11 protein-coding genes and 5 tRNA genes are annotated in these 16,204 nt (G+C 44.2%); 4 read left to right on the top strand and 12 right to left on the bottom strand.

Translation table 11 applies throughout. The features are described 5' to 3' along the window. Positions 1-12: 12 nt before the first annotated feature. From G6R11_RS21065 to G6R11_RS21035, 7 genes are all read right to left on the bottom strand, one after another. Complete coding sequence (locus G6R11_RS21065) at positions 13-999, bottom strand: Gfo/Idh/MocA family protein (RefSeq protein WP_163135157.1); 987 nt, start codon at positions 997-999, stop codon at positions 13-15. A gap of 7 nt (positions 1,000-1,006) precedes the next feature. Then, positions 1,007-1,906: a carbohydrate ABC transporter permease gene (locus G6R11_RS21060; RefSeq protein ID WP_205473005.1), complete on the bottom strand. Its 900-nt coding sequence runs from the start codon at positions 1,904-1,906 to the stop codon at positions 1,007-1,009. Continuing rightward, on the bottom strand, positions 1,903-2,919 hold the full coding sequence (locus G6R11_RS21055) for a carbohydrate ABC transporter permease (protein WP_163135155.1): 1,017 nt from the start codon (positions 2,917-2,919) through the stop codon (positions 1,903-1,905). The genes G6R11_RS21060 and G6R11_RS21055 overlap by 4 nt, the downstream gene beginning before the upstream one ends. 71 nt (positions 2,920-2,990) lie before the next feature. Beyond that, positions 2,991-4,232 (bottom strand): ABC transporter substrate-binding protein, encoded by a 1,242-nt coding sequence (locus G6R11_RS21050; RefSeq protein ID WP_163135154.1) that lies wholly within the window; start codon positions 4,230-4,232, stop codon positions 2,991-2,993. A gap of 59 nt (positions 4,233-4,291) precedes the next feature. Next, entirely contained in the window at positions 4,292-5,299 is a 1,008-nt protein-coding gene (locus tag G6R11_RS21045; protein WP_163135152.1) for a LacI family DNA-binding transcriptional regulator, read from the bottom strand. A 112-nt stretch (positions 5,300-5,411) separates the two neighbouring features. After that, on the bottom strand, positions 5,412-6,116 hold the full coding sequence (locus tag G6R11_RS21040; protein WP_163135150.1) for a phytanoyl-CoA dioxygenase family protein: 705 nt from the start codon (positions 6,114-6,116) through the stop codon (positions 5,412-5,414). Between the two features lie 282 nt (positions 6,117-6,398). Beyond that, positions 6,399-8,234, bottom strand: a complete 1,836-nt coding sequence (locus G6R11_RS21035; RefSeq protein ID WP_163135148.1) for a carbohydrate-binding protein — start codon at positions 8,232-8,234, stop codon at positions 6,399-6,401. Positions 8,235-9,060: 826 nt separating this feature from the next. On the opposite strand from G6R11_RS21035, the gene G6R11_RS21030 reads away from it, so the two are divergent. Together G6R11_RS21030 and G6R11_RS21025 are read left to right on the top strand one after the other, a co-directional pair. After that, a complete protein-coding gene (locus G6R11_RS21030; RefSeq protein WP_163135146.1) occupies positions 9,061-10,392 on the top strand; it encodes a carbohydrate porin in 1,332 nt (443 codons plus the stop codon). A 254-nt stretch (positions 10,393-10,646) separates the two neighbouring features. After that, positions 10,647-11,609: a MalM family protein gene (locus tag G6R11_RS21025; RefSeq protein WP_163135144.1), complete on the top strand. Its 963-nt coding sequence runs from the start codon at positions 10,647-10,649 to the stop codon at positions 11,607-11,609. 872 nt (positions 11,610-12,481) lie between these two features. Here G6R11_RS21025 and G6R11_RS21020 read toward each other — a convergent pair. The 5 genes from G6R11_RS21020 to G6R11_RS21000 form a co-directional block, all read right to left on the bottom strand. Then, a tRNA-Pro gene (locus tag G6R11_RS21020) sits at positions 12,482-12,558 on the bottom strand. 46 nt (positions 12,559-12,604) lie between these two features. Continuing rightward, positions 12,605-12,689: transfer RNA gene (locus G6R11_RS21015), tRNA-Leu, on the bottom strand. A 43-nt stretch (positions 12,690-12,732) separates the two neighbouring features. Beyond that, positions 12,733-12,808, bottom strand: a tRNA-His gene (locus G6R11_RS21010). Between the two features lie 31 nt (positions 12,809-12,839). Then, a tRNA-Arg gene (locus tag G6R11_RS21005) sits at positions 12,840-12,916 on the bottom strand. A gap of 47 nt (positions 12,917-12,963) precedes the next feature. Further along, a tRNA-Pro gene (locus tag G6R11_RS21000) sits at positions 12,964-13,040 on the bottom strand. Between the two features lie 422 nt (positions 13,041-13,462). Between G6R11_RS21000 and G6R11_RS20995 the strand changes: the two genes are divergently transcribed. Beyond that, a complete protein-coding gene (locus G6R11_RS20995; RefSeq protein WP_163135142.1) occupies positions 13,463-15,127 on the top strand; it encodes a putative transporter in 1,665 nt (554 codons plus the stop codon). A gap of 176 nt (positions 15,128-15,303) precedes the next feature. Next, a complete protein-coding gene (folD, locus tag G6R11_RS20990) occupies positions 15,304-16,161 on the top strand; it encodes a bifunctional methylenetetrahydrofolate dehydrogenase/methenyltetrahydrofolate cyclohydrolase FolD (RefSeq protein ID WP_163135140.1) in 858 nt (285 codons plus the stop codon). The last annotated feature ends 43 nt before the right edge of the window (positions 16,162-16,204 follow it).

The raw sequence follows: 16,204 nt of genomic DNA, 5'->3' as shown, positions 1-16,204 counted from the left end.
ACTAAAGCAATACTACAAAAATGGATACTTAACGCCAACTTGCGCCAAAATCTCATCCATCACTTGCTGTGTGCCCAAGGTGTCTTGCCAAGTATTTAGAACACTTTGCAGCTTACCCTGACGAATACAGTTCATTGCTTCGCTCGCTTGATATTCAAAGCCAGTGGCCAAGTAAGGTAACTCAAGTATCTCCGGGCTTTTATCGAAAGAATGAAGTTCTACTTTGTTGGTATCCCAGAAATAAGCCGGAACAACAATTTTGCCTTTTTCACCGTAAATGCAAAAACTGTTTTCGGTATAACTCTGAAAAGAGCAAGTAAATTGGCTAGCCACCCCACCATAATTAAGAATTACGCTGCAGCGTTCATCCACTCCTGTATTGCCAACAAGCCCGTCAGCTAAGACCTTTTCAGGGTGCCTGCCCATAACAAACTGCGACAACGCCACATTGTAAACCCCATAATCAAGCAACACTCCGCCCGCCAACTCAAGATTAAGTAAGCGGTCGTTTTCATCTCGAGGAATAGGAAAAGCAAAGTTGGATTGCAGCAGCTTAACCTCGCCAATCGCGTTTTGATTTAGCCAGCGTTTAACTTGTTGCCACGCGGGCAAATAGCGACTCCACATGGCTTCCATCAAAAATACTTGGTGCTGCTCAGCCAGCGCCATAAGTTGTTTGGCTTGCGCGGCATTCACCGTTAAGGGCTTTTCACAAAGCACCGGTTTTCCCGCTAAGATACAAGCGCGAATAGTGTCGTAATGAAAGCGATGAGGATTAGCAATATATACTGCATCTACTTTGCTATCGGCCAACAATTCGTCGTAACGCAAATAACAGGTGCTAGCCCCAAACTCCCTTGCGAAGGCTTTGCCACGTTGTTCATTTGAACTAGCAACGACATGCAGTTTTGCGTCTTCAATGGCGCTTAAGCCTTCGGCAAAACGGCGAGCAATACGACCTGGGGCAATAATGCCCCAGTTAAAGGTTTTTCTTTGCATGCTTGGTTTAACCTTTTACCGCACCACTGGTGAGCCCTGAAATCATCTGCCTAGAAGCAAACAAGTAGAAGGTCACAATAGGTAAAATCGATATCGTGGTGCCCAACATTACCGCGCCCCATGGAGTGTTTGGCAAGCCTTGAACGGTACGTAGTGCCAAAGTCACCACGTACTTATCTTGGCTAGACAAAATAACCAAGGGCCCCAAGAAGTTATTCCAGAAGAAAACAAACTGCACGATGGCGACCGTGCCTAATACCGGTTTCATCAGTGGCAGTGCAATCCGGAAATAAATCGACCACTCACCTGCCCCATCAATTCGTGCTGATTCAATCAATTCTCGCGGAATTGAGCTCACAACGTATTGGCGTACCAAAAAAATAGCAAAAGGCGTAGCCGTAAAGGGTAACCACAGGGCAACGTGTGTATTGAGCAAACCTAAAAACTGCACAATCATGTAGTAAGGAATCAAACCTAGAATAGGGGGCACCATCATCGAGGCCACCATGGTTCCAAATATAAAATTCTTTCCCCTAAACTTGTAAATGGCAAAGGCATAGCCGCCCATAGAGCAAAACAGGATAGATACAACAGTACCCAAGCCGGTGACATAAAAGCTGTTAAGCATTGACGTCCAAAACGGCAAGGTATCAACCAACGATTGGTAGTTCTCAAACAACGTATTACCCAGTGCCAAACTTAGCTCTGAGGAAAAAATCTCAGTTCGAGTACGGGTGGATAAGATGCTCGACCAAATAAACGGAAATATACTTAAAAAGGCACACAACACTAAAAAAACATAAAAGCCAACGGTACCCACTACCCCAAAGATTTGAGCAGCTAATTCACCGCCCTTGGTTTGCTGCCTACGACGCCGAGGCAGAGTAGAATTTGCGAATATATTCATGAATGGCTCCCCAATCCTTTACGGCCAAAGAATAAGAACTGCACCGCCGTTACCGCTGCAATGATTAAAAATAGTAACCACGACATTGCCGAAGCCCAGCCCATGTCTAGCCACTCCCAAGCGACTTTATAGAGAAACATTGAAATGGTTAAACCAGAGTTACCAATACCACCAGTACCGTTAGTTAGGATGAACGGTTCTTCGAACATTTGTAGACTACCGATTATGGTTAAGATGACACCAAAGAAGATAAACGGACGCAGATGAGGCAAGGCTATATACCAAAAACGCTGACGGAAGTTAGCGCCATCTAGCAAAGCCGCTTCTTCCACTTCTTTTGAAATGGTGAGTATGCCGGAAATATAAATGACCAAATGAAAACCGGTGTATTTCCAAAACTGCAAAAAGGCAATTGCAGGTTTAATTAATAAACGGTCTTCTAGCCAACGCAAAGGCATTAAGTCGTTTAACCAGCCAAACACGTAACCTAATCCTGGCGCGTTAGCTAAGGCCACTAAAGCCTTGTTAATAATCCCTACATTTGCCGAGTACATGTTGACAAAAATCAGGCTCACCGCAACGGTAGAGGTGATAAATGGCAAAAAGAACGCCGAGGTCATAAAGTGGCGAAACTTGCTGCCTAGATTAACCAGTAAATATGCCATAGGAATTGCCACCAAGTGCTGACTCACCCCAGAGGCTAAGCCCAGCCAAATGGTGTTATATAAAGAACGGTAAAAGTCTTCGTCTTCTAAAGAAAAGGTATAGTTTTCTATACCGACAAACCGCATTGAATCTAATCCAGCAACCGGGTTCCATTGGTGAAACGACAAATACAAAGAAAAGGCGAAACCAAAAACCTGAAAAACCAAGAATAGAATGATGAACGGCATTAAAAAACCGTAAGGGGCGAACGCTTGGCCTAACTTTGCAAACGAACGTTTGCGTGCAGACTTGGCCTTCTTATCCCCCTCTACCTCGGATAGAGGCGCGGATGCTTGAGAACTGCTCATGTTACTTACTCATATTGTGATGAACTGGGCGACGGCAGCCACCCAGTAATTAGAAGGACACTAAATAATGATTACAAACTACGCATACGGCGCTTAATTTGTTTCTCAGCATCAGCTAAAGCTTCTTTAACATCTTTGCCTTCTTCTACTACCGCTGGTAACGCTTGCTCTAAAATAATCGCGCGCGCAATATTGTCGGCTTTAGAAGGTTTAATTGGCTTAATGTTTTCAGCAATTTCTGTCCACAATAGGCGAGCTTTTTGACCACCTAAGAAAGGCATTTCTTCTTGGAACATTGGTGCATCGTAAGAGCTCTTCAAGGCAGGGAAAGCTGCATTAGTTTTAAACTCGTACAATACGATGTCGCGGTTTTTAGTTAAGTATTCAACTAACTTATAGGCCTCTTCTTTGTTCTTGCTTTGCTCAGGAATAGCAAGGAAAGTACCGCCCCATGAGCCGTAGTTACCCGCAGGTAAACCACTTACGCCCCACTTACCACCTGTATCAGGCGCAATCCAAGACTCTAGGAAACCGGCTAACCAAGCACCCGAAAACTGAATAGCGAAATTGGCGTTTTTCAAACCTTCAAACCACTCAGAGCTCCAGTCACCAATGCGTGCATCAAGGCCCTTTTTACGCGCCATTTTGGCGTAAGTGAAAGCCTTAACAAAGCGCTCGTTAGTAACAATCGGATTATCATCTTTGTCGAAGTAAATACTGTTACCCGCTTCTACTTCGGTATTAATAATAGCTTGAGCAATAGAGCCAGCATGACCTACTAGCGGAACGCCTTTGGCTTTAAGATCTTCACCCCAAGCCATAAGTGCATCCCAATCTTTAGTAACGGCTTCAGGGTTGAAACCTTTGTCCTGCATGTGCTCACGACGGTAGTACATCACGCCCGGGCCAACGTTTAGCGGCAATGCGTATTGCTCGCCATCAGCGCCTTTACCTTGTGCCCAAGCAAATGGAGCAAATTTGTTTTCATCCTGATCAGCGTTAAAAGCTTTGCTCATGTTGGCAAAACCACCTTGGTTAACAATGGCACCAATTTTTTCAACGTCGATACATACCACGTCGCCCGCACCGTCACCGGTAGCTAGGGCTGTGGTTAGTTTGTTGTGGTGATCCACCCAGTTGTTAGACAGTACTTCAACTTTAATGCCTGGGTTGGCTTTGTAGAAATCATCAATCTTTTCTACGGCTGTTTTATCGTGGTTTGGCCAACAATCGTAACGAATGGTTGTTTCCGCTTGTGCCGCTGAAGCGGTGCCTGCCAATACTAGAGCTAAACTAAGCTTTTTGAGTTCCATTATTCAAATCCTTATGGGTGTCACTCAAACTGCTTAATTAGCGTAGTAGGAGTGAACAACTAGATTGTTTTAACGGATTCACGCTCCATCAGTTGAACATCAACCTCTAGGGCTAAATCCAGTTCTTCCTGTGCAATCAAACTTAAGGCGCGTTTAGCGGCCAAATTACCAATGCTTGCAACAGGTATCCTCATTGAGCTCATTTTGGGTTTAAGGAATTCATTCAGTGGCACATCCTCAAAACCAATCACTGAGACATCTTCAGGTACCGACAATCCAGCATGATTAAGCGCTTGAATACCGCCAATCGCCATTTCGTCGTTACCATAAAAGACGGCGCTAAAGTGATGTTTAGCCGCTAATAACTTTTCAGTTGCTAGCTTTCCGCCAGGGACTTGAAAGTTAGACTCCAATACCAATTCAGGACGATAAGGAATAGCAAACTCCTCTAACGCCTTGCGGTATCCTGTTAATCTATCTCTCGCGTCTTGATTGCTTAAAGGTCCGGTGATAGTGGCAATATCACTATGCCCGTTGGCAATCAGGTGCTTGGTAGCCTGATACGCTCCACTGGTGTCGTCGAAGCGTATACACTGGCTGTCCAATTCTTGTATAAAGCGGGAAATTAACACTACTGGGCTTCCCGCTTGATTAATCTTGATAATTTCTTCATCCGACAAACAATCGGAATACACAATAATCGCGTCACATTGGCGAGACACCATAAACTCCATGGCTGCCCGCTCAGACTCATAAGTCCCATGTCCACTGGTTACCATGCATTGGTAACCAGCTTTGGTGAGCACTTCTTCAACCTCGCACATAATGCTGCCAAAAAAGAAGCCACCTAAAGAACGCACCATCAAACCAACACTTTGCGAACGCCCTTTTGCTAAGGCTTGCGAGAAATAATTAGGCGCAAAACCCAACTCATCCATCGCTTGATTTACCCGCTCTCGCAGCTCCGGTTTAACGCCTGGGTAATCATTGAGTACTCGTGATACAGAAGCACGGGATACTTTTGCCCTAGCGGCTACATCTTTAATGGTAACTTTCTTGTTATTCACAACGCTCTCCGTAAGCGGTTTCTCAGCTAGCTCTAATAAGACCTTTATTTTCAGTCACTAGCAATTGCTGAACCGATTTCTATGGGTTTTGTCGTGAAAAATGTTAACGCTATCACTGTCGCTCTTCTACCACTTTGTTGCTGCCAAAGTGGTAACGCATATTTCGGTAGACACAAATGTCGGTAATGTCTAAAGGAGTGCCCTTAGGCACTGCGCGATAATTAGTCGATATCCGGTTTCCGCCATGAATAGGCAATACTCTGTGCCAGGTATGGCCATGTAAAAAAATTAGGCTGCCTTTCTTAGGCCGTAGCACCAATTGCCCCGGCAATTCACCTTCAGGGTTACCAATCGGAATTTCGCCACGTAAATGAGAACGAGGCACTACAACCACTTCGCCACCAATGTCTTCACGAATATCAGAGGTATAAATAAGCCGATTAATGTTGTAACGCTGAGGGTCGTCAGGTTCGCAATCTTGATGCCATGCCTGGCCCACCGTCCCCTGCTTAGAAAACATCACCATGCAGTAAAGCGTGTTACTTTCTTCACCCAGAACTTCGTTCGACAGAGCTTTAAAATAAGGGTGTTGGTCTACTTCATTAAACAGCAAGCAGCCTTCATTTTGAGGAAACCAGGGAATCACTTCAGTTTTAGCGCGATCTAAAAATTCATCGGTATGCCAGAAGTCTGGGTCTACACCATAGTGCTCATTGATAGCGTTGGTCATTTGATCCATTAGCTGCATTGAAAAGAAGTCTTCAATGAGTAAGTAGCCATCTCGCCAAAACTGATCACTAAGTGCTTTAAGATCCATGTTCTCTCCTGCTTGCCTTATTCCCTTAACGCAGAATCCGATTGAAAACACAAAAATGAAACCGGTTCCTGAAACTGGTTTCAGATTATTATTAAATACGAAAACTAACAAGTAATCTAAGAGAGAAATGAGATCTCGATCAGCAATAATTAACCTATTAATAACATTTACTTGCTTTGTAAAAACAAAAAAAAGCCCGCTGATGAAGCGGGCAAAAAAAGGCTATGCAATTGCTAAGATAGCCAAGGAAGAGGAATGAAATAGATTCGACTAATGCACCTCCTATTGTTGAACAAACTCAAACCAATCAATATTTCCTGGCGTATTGAAATCGCCACTTTCGGTAAACTCTACAGTGAGTAGGTGCTCACCTTCATTAAGCACAATGCCTTTAACTGTAACTAGTTGGTATGTCTCCCAACTTTTAGTTGCTGGAATCTCTACCTGCTCAATCAGTGTTTCACCGTTAACTAGCACTTTGAAAGCGCCAGCATTTTTGCCACCATGTGCCAATCTAAATGTTGCATCATAGTTACCCGTTTTTTTAACTTGCACCGAGTAATTCAGCCACTCGCCTTTGGCCGTCCAGCCAACTACAAAGCTCTCGGTCTCGGGATCTTTGCCTATATCCACCAATTCATCTTCTCGGAAGCTAATCCCCCACTCGTTTGCACCGTGGTTAATCCCCGAGCTATCTTTATAAGCAACATCTTCACCGCCTTTATCGTACTCTTGTGCTTGAATACGACCAGGTATGGCAGCGGGTTTGCCATGATAAGGGGAAGATTTAACAACTTTAGCTTTCTCAGTTGCTATTACTGTTGTTGCGGTTAAAGCGGCGGCAGCCTCCTTCCAACCGCTAAGTTGGTCAAAGCCATCGTCAGATTGGCGATAAATATACTTACCGTTGTCGAGGCGATTAAAGAATTGCTGCTTGATGTATGGGTTAACTTGCACCCGAGCATCGCCCCAAACACCGTCTTTACAAGTTAAGCCAAGCTTAACTGCACGGGTGTTTTTAATATCGCAACTCCAGCCAGCAAACGACTCCCAGTGCATATTAATGTAAGACACCGCCCTGATGGACTCTTGATGAATTTCCAGAAAATCAAAAAATGGTTCATACCAATCTTGCCAAATTTGCTCGCCGCTGACTTTTTGTAAGTTGTTTACCGTAGTATCTGCATCAGGTTTATATTCACCGCGTTCAATCCAGTAGTACTTAGGGCTCGCTTCGGCGACAAAAATGGGTTTATTTTTGGTATTCAAATAAGCCACGATGTTACCTAAGGCTAAGCTATTACCCTGCTCGTCAACATCACTCAAAGAGCCAAATTCACTAGGTAATCCACCAGCAGCATTTTTAGCGGTATCAGTTAAGCAATCTCGTGGTTGAGAGAAATATGAAAGCCCCACCCAATCAACATGTTCATCGCCAGGGTACCAGGCATCATAGTCTAAGCCTTTAAAGCTATTATGGGTTTCGGTAAACACCGAGTTATCCATAGAGGCACAATAGCCGGCAATTTGCCAAACAGTAGTAATGTTTTGTGCGTCATTCTTGGCAATTACAGCCGTTATAACCTTCCATGCTGCCTTAAACTCTTCTGGATGGTAGTTGTTCCAATAACCATCTACTTCATAGCCAATTCTAAGCATAATGGGTCTGTTCAAACCCTTTAGATGTTTTACTAAGCGGTCTACGTTATTGACGCTACGTGGATGACCGTCAGCTAACTTCTTGTAAGTGTTCTTTAGCCACAAACCAATTGCTAAGCTAGCATTTGGGTAATCCTCTGCGTAAGCAGGAATATCCAAAGAGCCATGCGACTCTGGAAAAGCATTAAGCACACCTGTTAAGTCTGCTGAGGCGTAGGCGGTTACTGCTGCAGGTTGCACCCCAGTATCGGCAACAAACTCGTTAATGGTTTTAATGTCTTGGCCAATAAACATTAAGGTTTTACCCTGCGGTGGCAAAAACTGGTGACGCTTGTACGATGTAACATCTACATTGGGCTCAACCTTACTGGTTGCTCCACAGCCAGCCAGTAAGGCAATTAGAGAAACACTAAGTATTGCCGAGGCAGCAGTCCTTTTCTTCATATTTAGATCTTCCATAAAATTCTCTTAATAACGCCTTTACTTTATCAGCCGAATTAAATAAAACCGTGAACCCAAACACACAAATGAAACCGGTTACATTTATATGTTAAATAAATGATAAATGTTCTACCTAATAAAAAGGACGCACAAATAAAGCGTGAAAAAGATAAATATTTATGAGGAACGCTACCTAACGAACAGCAAGACAGCTAATTTTTACCTTTTAAAACAGTTGCATAAGAAAAAAACCATACAGTCGTTCAATTTTAATTCATTACTCGCCCTTTAAGTTACACAAGATAAGAAGTGTAGGAACATCGTTTTCTGGTAGTAAGTCTCTTTATTCTTCTAGCGTTTCAAGCTAGCCACCCCTGACAAGGTAAACAAGCTGTTACTACTCGCCAATATTTGTACTCTGTGAATCAACTACCTTAGCTTGTTGAGGAAAACTGACGATGTCTATATACCACCTCACACAAAGAAAACACTCAAACCATTGAAATTAATAAAAATAACCAAAACACAACCACCTAACTCTAGTTTATTTGATACTTTAATCACCACAAAATAGACCCACTTCACATGTTAGCGCTACCATAAAATTTCAACATTTTTTCGGTTTTCCGGCACAAGCATTAACAAAAAATCACTTTTACTAATGAATTTTAAAAATTGAAATAAAACTGTGATCAACGCACCATTGAAACCGGTATCATTGTGACCGACTTCAAAATAAAACCGGTTTCATACTCCTATAATCGATTCGTCTTTTGGCAGAACAGTGATGTTTTAGGAAGCCAAGCACAGACATATGGATATATATTTAGGGAGTTAAATTAAAATGAAAATTAAAGCACTATCTGTTGCATGTTCACTAGCTCTTGCAGCTAGCGCAGTTAGCACAACTGTTGCAGCTGAAGAAGGATTCGAGTTCCATGGATACTTCCGCTCAGGCGCATTATTCACAGGATCTACAGGTGGCAACCAAGCACTTTACCCAGCATCTAAAGAAAGCTTAGGCCGCTTAGGTATTGAAAGTGATGACTTTTACGAGCTTGCGTTTAACAAAACCTGGGCTTTAGATAACGGTCAAAACATTGCAATTAAAACCCGTCTTGGTCAGCACAACACTGGCGAAGATGCGTTTGAAGCCCAGCAAAACTACACGATCAACGGTTCGGCAACGGGCCTTTTAGAAGGTTTTGTAGAGTTTGAAGGCTTAACCAACACCGGCAAAATGTGGGGTGGTCAACGTTACTATGGCCGTGATAACTACATTTTCATGACTGACTTCTTCTACACAGATTGGTCAGGTACTGGGTTGGGTGTTCAACAGATGGAACTTGGTGGCGGTAAGTGGGATTTCGCTTACTTAGCAAGTAACCGTCCTGATGATAATGGTTATGGCAGCGACGAAAGTGCCCCACTCCATTTAGGTCACGCTCGAGCAGATTACGGCAGCTGGCGCGTAGAGTTAGTGGGCAAATACATGGCTGACAACGTGTCTCGCAGCGATGATGGAAATGGTAACATTACCGTTTCTGAGTTTGCTACTAACGGCATTGAAGCTCACGTTCAATACACTCCAAAAGACTTCTTCTGGTTGGGCAACGGTTTCTCTAAAATCTCTGTTCAAGCAGGTTCTGGCCTAGGCGCTAGCAGCATGCTTGGTAAGTCATTCACAAACTACAATGGCTATGCGCCAGGCAGCGCGGGCAAAGGCCCAGTTGGTATGGCTTACGTAGATAAAGGTGATAAATCTTACCGCGCCTTAGCTTACGGTGGATGGTTTGGCAGCAGCGTGATGATATTCCCATCAGTACAAGCGCAATATGACGATATGGACAACGGCAACAAGAGCTTATGGTGGTCAGCAATGGCTCGCCCTGTGTTCTTAATTAATTCTATCGACAACTTCACTATCGCAACTGAATTTGGTTACACAGAAACTGACGTAGAAGGCTCAGGCGGTAACACTTTGTTTGAATCTTCACAGTACAAAGCTACTATTGCTCCTACTTGGGTAATCGGTACCGGTACTGGCCCAGCTCCTGAAATTCGCCTCTTAGCAAGCTACATCGACGGAAAAACAAACGGCCAAGACAACACCAACGCAAATGGTGAGCAGAAAGGCGAGTTTGTTTACGGTGTTCAAGCAGATATGTGGTGGTAGAAACAAGCCATTAGGAAGAAGTGATTGGAGTTAGTGTGGCACCAACTTCAAACACTCCAGTAAAACTTCGGGTGATGACGAAGCTTTACTAACCCTAACAGGCAAGGTGAAATATTTGTGGCGAATACTCACCTTGCCTACTTTACGCTAAGCAATAAGCGCTTAGCAAATACAAGTACTAAAAACATAAAATAACTACAAAAATAAATACTAGGTAAAAGCAATAAGCTTTGCTAAGCAACAAGGAAGACAGTATGAAAAAGTTACTCGTGATTAGTATGGTTGCGCTAACAGCAGCCTGCAGCAGTAATAAGAGTATGGTTATTGATTATGGCGCCACCGACGCCAAAGCCGTGCAAAAAATTGATCCCAGCATTGGTTACCAGGCCTTAGCGCAAGCACCTGTTTGCTGCAATAGCTTATCGGAACTCAAATACCAAAAGATTACCGCACCAGGTAAAGTTGATTTTACCCTCTCTACTCAAGATCCCGCATTTCAATTCAGAACTGGTAAATCCTTTGTTAAAGCCATTGAATTACCTGAAGTAAATGGCCCGATTAAAGTAGCGGTATCTTCTCCCATTGTTACCAGTGTTTTTGCCCCTACAGTGTTAGTTCTCGACAAGAACTTCAGCCCTATCGATGTTTACGGGGAAGAAGCCATTAACTACGAAAACGGTTCACTGTTAAGCATTGACCGCTTTTTTGGCAATGTGGAATTGCCCGCCGTGTTTCGCGACGGCAGACAGGCTAAGTACCTCGTCGTTCTAACAACTGATCAAGCAATGCAGCAAACCACTAAACTCGATCCCCCCGACCCAAAAGCGGTAGAGCTAGGTAGAGAAGCCGATGTGGTTAAAATGTACAGTAACCAGCCTATTGCTCACACTGCCACCGGCGTATTCCGCTTAGCCTTCGATTACGCGCCAGGAGCGGCAAATTCAGCCAATGACATGGTTGAGCAGCAAAATTCTGCAGATGCACTAATTGCAGAGCCTGTAGCAGCAAGCACCGCAACCGCCGTTGCGGTAAGTGCGCCAACAACCAAAACTAGCCCAATACAACCAGAAACCGAAGCAATGTTTAATCAGCTTATCGAAAACGCGGTAAAAGCCAGTGACTTTGATAAAGCGTTAAACTTTGTAGAAGAAGCCGAACGCGCCGGCTCTAAATCGGCTCGTGACGCCTTGGTAGAGGCAATGAAGAAACATCATTAACAAAGCATCGCACAACACATAGTCACAAGGGAGCATCAGCTCCCTTGTTTGTTTAGACTAGCTAATCACCTAGGGCTACGCCTTGGTGGATACAGCCCTACCTCTTAAGACTAAAGCTCTCTAGCACTTATTAATAGCTACCAACGATATAGATACGACAGCCCGATATTACAGACGAGGTTTTATCTAGCGCTAGGGACTGAGCAAAGCTTAAAGACGAACCCCAACTCTTAATCTGAGCCCTCTTCTTCGCAAAGAACAGGTACAAAAAAGCCCCGTCATTGCTGACGAGGCTTTGTGTAGTGGTCGGTGATGAACAAGGCTCAAGGGCGAACTCCCGACTTTAAGGCAAAGTTCTTACCATTGCAGATTGCAGGTACAAAAAAGCCCCGTCATCGCTGATGAGACTTTATGTATTGGTCGGTGATGAGCAAGACTTAAGGGCGAACTCCTGACTTTAAAGCAAAATTCTAAACATCGCAGATCGCAGGTACAAAAAAGCCCCGTCATTGCTAACGAGGCTTTATGTAGTGGTCGGTGATGAGCAAAGCTAAAAAGCGAACTCCCAGTTTTGAGGCAAAGCTTTAAACATTACAGATTGCAGATACAAAAAAGCCCCGTCATTACAGACGAGGATTTTGTAGTGGTCGGTGATGAGCAAGGCTTAAGGGCGAACTCCCGACTTTAAAGCAAAGTTCTATACATTGCAGATTGCAGGTACAAAAAAGCCCCGTCATTACTAACGAGGCTTTAAGTAGTGGTCGGTGATGAGCAAGGCTTAAGGGCGAACTCCTGACTTTAAAGCAAAGCTCTAAACATCGCAGATTGCAGGTACAAAAAAGCCCCGTCATTGCTGACGAGGCTTTATGTATTGGTCGGTGATGAGAGATTCGAACTCCCGACCCTCTGGTCCCAAACCAGATGCGCTACCAAGCTGCGCTAATCACCGAAAACTTTTGGTATATTTTAAGCGTTACCTACGCTTACACCAATAATGGTGCGGAAGGAGAGACTTGAACTCTCACACCTTGCGATACTAGAACCTAAATCTAGCGCGTCTACCAATTCCGCCACTTCCGCAAAACTATTTTCGCAACATTGCTATGGCAATGTAGTCGAATAATGGGGTGAGTAATGGGATTTGAACCCACGACAACCGGAATCACAATCCGGGGCTCTACCAACTGAGCTATACCCACCACAAACTTTTATGCTACTAGAGCATGTATTTGGCGCACCCTGTAGGACTCGAACCTACTACCTACGGCTTAGAAGGCCGTTGCTCTATCCAGATGAGCTAAGGGCGCATCTTTAGCGTCAAATAACCCAGTGTAAACACTAGGCTTCAAAAATTTGGTCGGTGATGAGAGATTCGAACTCCCGACCCTCTGGTCCCAAACCAGATGCGCTACCAAGCTGCGCTAATCACCGATTGCTTTGATATTTATAGAAGGCTGTCCCTTCTGGTCCCGCTCTTAATGAGCTTCGCGACGATGCGCTATCAAAATGCGTAATCATCGATTTGTTTTAAAGCACTGATTGTGCCCTTCAACGGAGGCGAATACTACCCACTTGATTGGTCAGCGTCAAACAGTTTTTTACTGATATTTACCGATTGGTTACAGCATAGCCAAAATGAGTGAATTTCAACAATATCCTGCGGCAATAATCAGCAAATAGAGGCCTAAAACCAATCATTAGGTATAAAGCTTTGTCGTTTGTTTAACGTTGGCAGTGTTTATTTGGATCATTGTTATTTATTAATCCAAATCAATAGTTAACTACGACTAAAGTAGTAGTCTCTTGCAGGCAAGTTAAACATAAATTATTTTTTGCGATTGGAATGGAATCTCATGAGTGAAGTTGCGTTATCCATATTAGTTCTATCGGCCGTTGCGGTTATAGGACTATGGTTTGGTGGAATTAAAGTTCGCGGCGTTGGTTTAGGTATAGGCGGAGTGTTATTTGGAGGCCTGTTTGTTGGTCACTTCATTAAACAATTTGGCTGGCATTTAGACCCCCACGCCCTACATTTTATTAAAGAGTTTGGCCTTATCCTGTTTGTTTACACTATTGGTATCCAAGTAGGTCCTGGTTTTTTTGCCTCACTTAAAGCCAGTGGCTTAAGGTTAAACCTGTTGGCTGTTGGCATTGTTGTTCTTGGAGGCATAACTGCAGTAGCACTTCATTTCATCTTTGACCTACCTTTAAATGTTTTCCTGGGCATATACAGCGGCGCGGTTACCAACACCCCTTCTCTAGCGGCTGGCCAACAGATCTTACAAGAGCTAGGAATGGCGACCGAAGAAACCACCGTACTCGGTTTAGGTTATGCCATGGCCTACCCTTTTGGTATTTTAGGCATTTTGCTCACCATGTGGATCATTCGCCTTGCCTTTCGCGTTGATATTGAACAAGAAGCAGAAGATTTCGATAATACTAAAGGTAAAAAGAAGCAAAGCTTGCTTGATATCAACGTCATTATTGAAAACCCCAACCTAAATGGCATTGCTTTTTCAGAGCTAAGTAAGCTGATTGGCGAAGATGTGATTTGTTCGCGAGTAAAATCTGATGGCGAGCTAAAGGTACCAGGCGCCGATATGCTAATGCACCTAGGCGACTACCTACACTTGGTTGGACCTAACCGCAACAAACTGGAACAAGCAACCTTAATCATTGGCCAAGAGATCAGTGAATCTCTTTCTACGAAAGGAACCTTGCTTCGCAGTGAACGGGTAGTGGTAACCGAAGAGCGGATTTTAGGTAAAAAGCTCAGCGAGCTAGATCTAAAGCATAGTTTTGATGTCATCATCTCTCGTTTAAACCGCTCCGGGGTTGAGCTGGTTGCTAACAAAGATACCATTTTGCAGTTTGGCGATATCCTAAATATTGTCGGCCCAACTGAAGACATTGAGAAAGTAGCCAAAAGCCTAGGCAATGTGCGCAGCAAGTTACAGCACGTGCAAATGCTGCCTATCTTCATCGGCATTGGCCTAGGCGTATTACTAGGCTCTATGCCGCTAGCCATTCCCAGCTTGCCTGCTCCACTTAAGCTCGGCTTAGCTGGTGGCCCTCTGATTGTGGCGATTATTCTAGCCAGAATAGGCAGTATTGGTCGTCTCTATTGGTTTATGCCGCCAAGTGCTAACTTGGCACTTAGAGAAATAGGCATCGTCCTTTTCTTAGCCGTTGTAGGCATTAACTCTGGTGCCAACTTCATTGAAACATTGGTGGAGGGCGACGGCCTTAGCTGGATGTTCTATGGCGCCTTTATTACCCTTATCCCCTTGCTGATTATCGGTTTTATAGGGCGTTACGTATTAAAAGTGAACTACTTAAGCTTATGCGGCTTAATGGCTGGCTCAATGACCGATCCACCAGCGCTGGCATTTGCTAACTCTATTCACAGTACCAGCGGTGCCTCCGCCCTAGCCTATGCTACCGTTTACCCCTTAGTGATGTGCCTGCGCATTTTGTCGCCTCAGGTTATTGCAGTGCTATTATGGGTTGCCGCCTAATATAATTGGGCCCGCGCTAGCGGGCTTAGTCTTCTTTATCTGTGCTAAAGCACTGCGTTTTACTGCTTACTTGCAAAAACCTCCCCTTTTGCTTTAAAAAAGATCTGACATTTATTCGCCTATCATGCCAAAATAGCGCCCTCTAGCATGGTCAATCACTCGTTAAAGAAGAATCAATGTCTGCACAAATAATTGATGGAAAAAAAATCGCTCAACAAGTTCAAGATCAAGTTGCTGAGCGTGTTAAGAAAAGAGTCGCTGAAGGGAAACGTGCTCCAGGTTTAGCCGTGATTTTAGTAGGCGATAACCCCGCCTCTCAGGTTTATGTAGGCAGCAAACGCCGCGTATGTGAAGCCGTTGGTTTTATCTCTAAATCTATCGACTTAGATGACAACACCGACGAGCAAACACTATTGGGTGAAATTGATAAACTTAACGATGACCCGCTTATTGATGGAATTCTAGTGCAATTGCCGTTACCAGAAGGCATCGACGAAACCAAAGTTGTTGAGCGTATTCGCCCCGACAAAGACGTAGATGGTTTTCATCCTTATAACATTGGCCGATTAGCTCAGCGTATTCCTGCACTGCGCCCTTGTACTCCCAAAGGCATCATTACCCTTATTGAGTCTACCGGCATTAGCCCTTATGGCTTAGAAGCCGTTGTAGTAGGCGCATCAAATATTGTTGGCCGCCCAATGACCTTGGAGCTGTTGCTAGCAGGTTGCACTACCACCACTTGTCACCGCTTTACTAAAGATTTAGAAGCCCATGTTCGTCGTGCTGATTTAGTTGTAGTCGCCGTGGGTAAACCACAATTTATTCCTGGTGAGTGGATTAAACCCGGTGCAATGGTGATCGATGTAGGCATTAACCGCTTAGACAACGGTAAACTGGCTGGCGACGTAGAGTACGAAGTTGCTCGCCAAAACGCAGCATTTATTACGCCTGTGCCTGGCGGTGTTGGCCCGATGACAGTAGCAACCCTTATTCAAAACACCTTAGAGGCTTGCGAAGAGTTTCACGATAAATAGTTAACAGGGCGAATACTCAGATCAAGTATTCGCCATTTTCACT

Origin of the sequence: Agarivorans sp. Alg241-V36 (assembly GCF_900537085.1) — a bacterium.
Classification (GTDB): Bacteria; Pseudomonadota; Gammaproteobacteria; order Enterobacterales; family Celerinatantimonadaceae; genus Agarivorans.
This window is presented reverse-complemented; position numbering and strand designations above follow the sequence as displayed.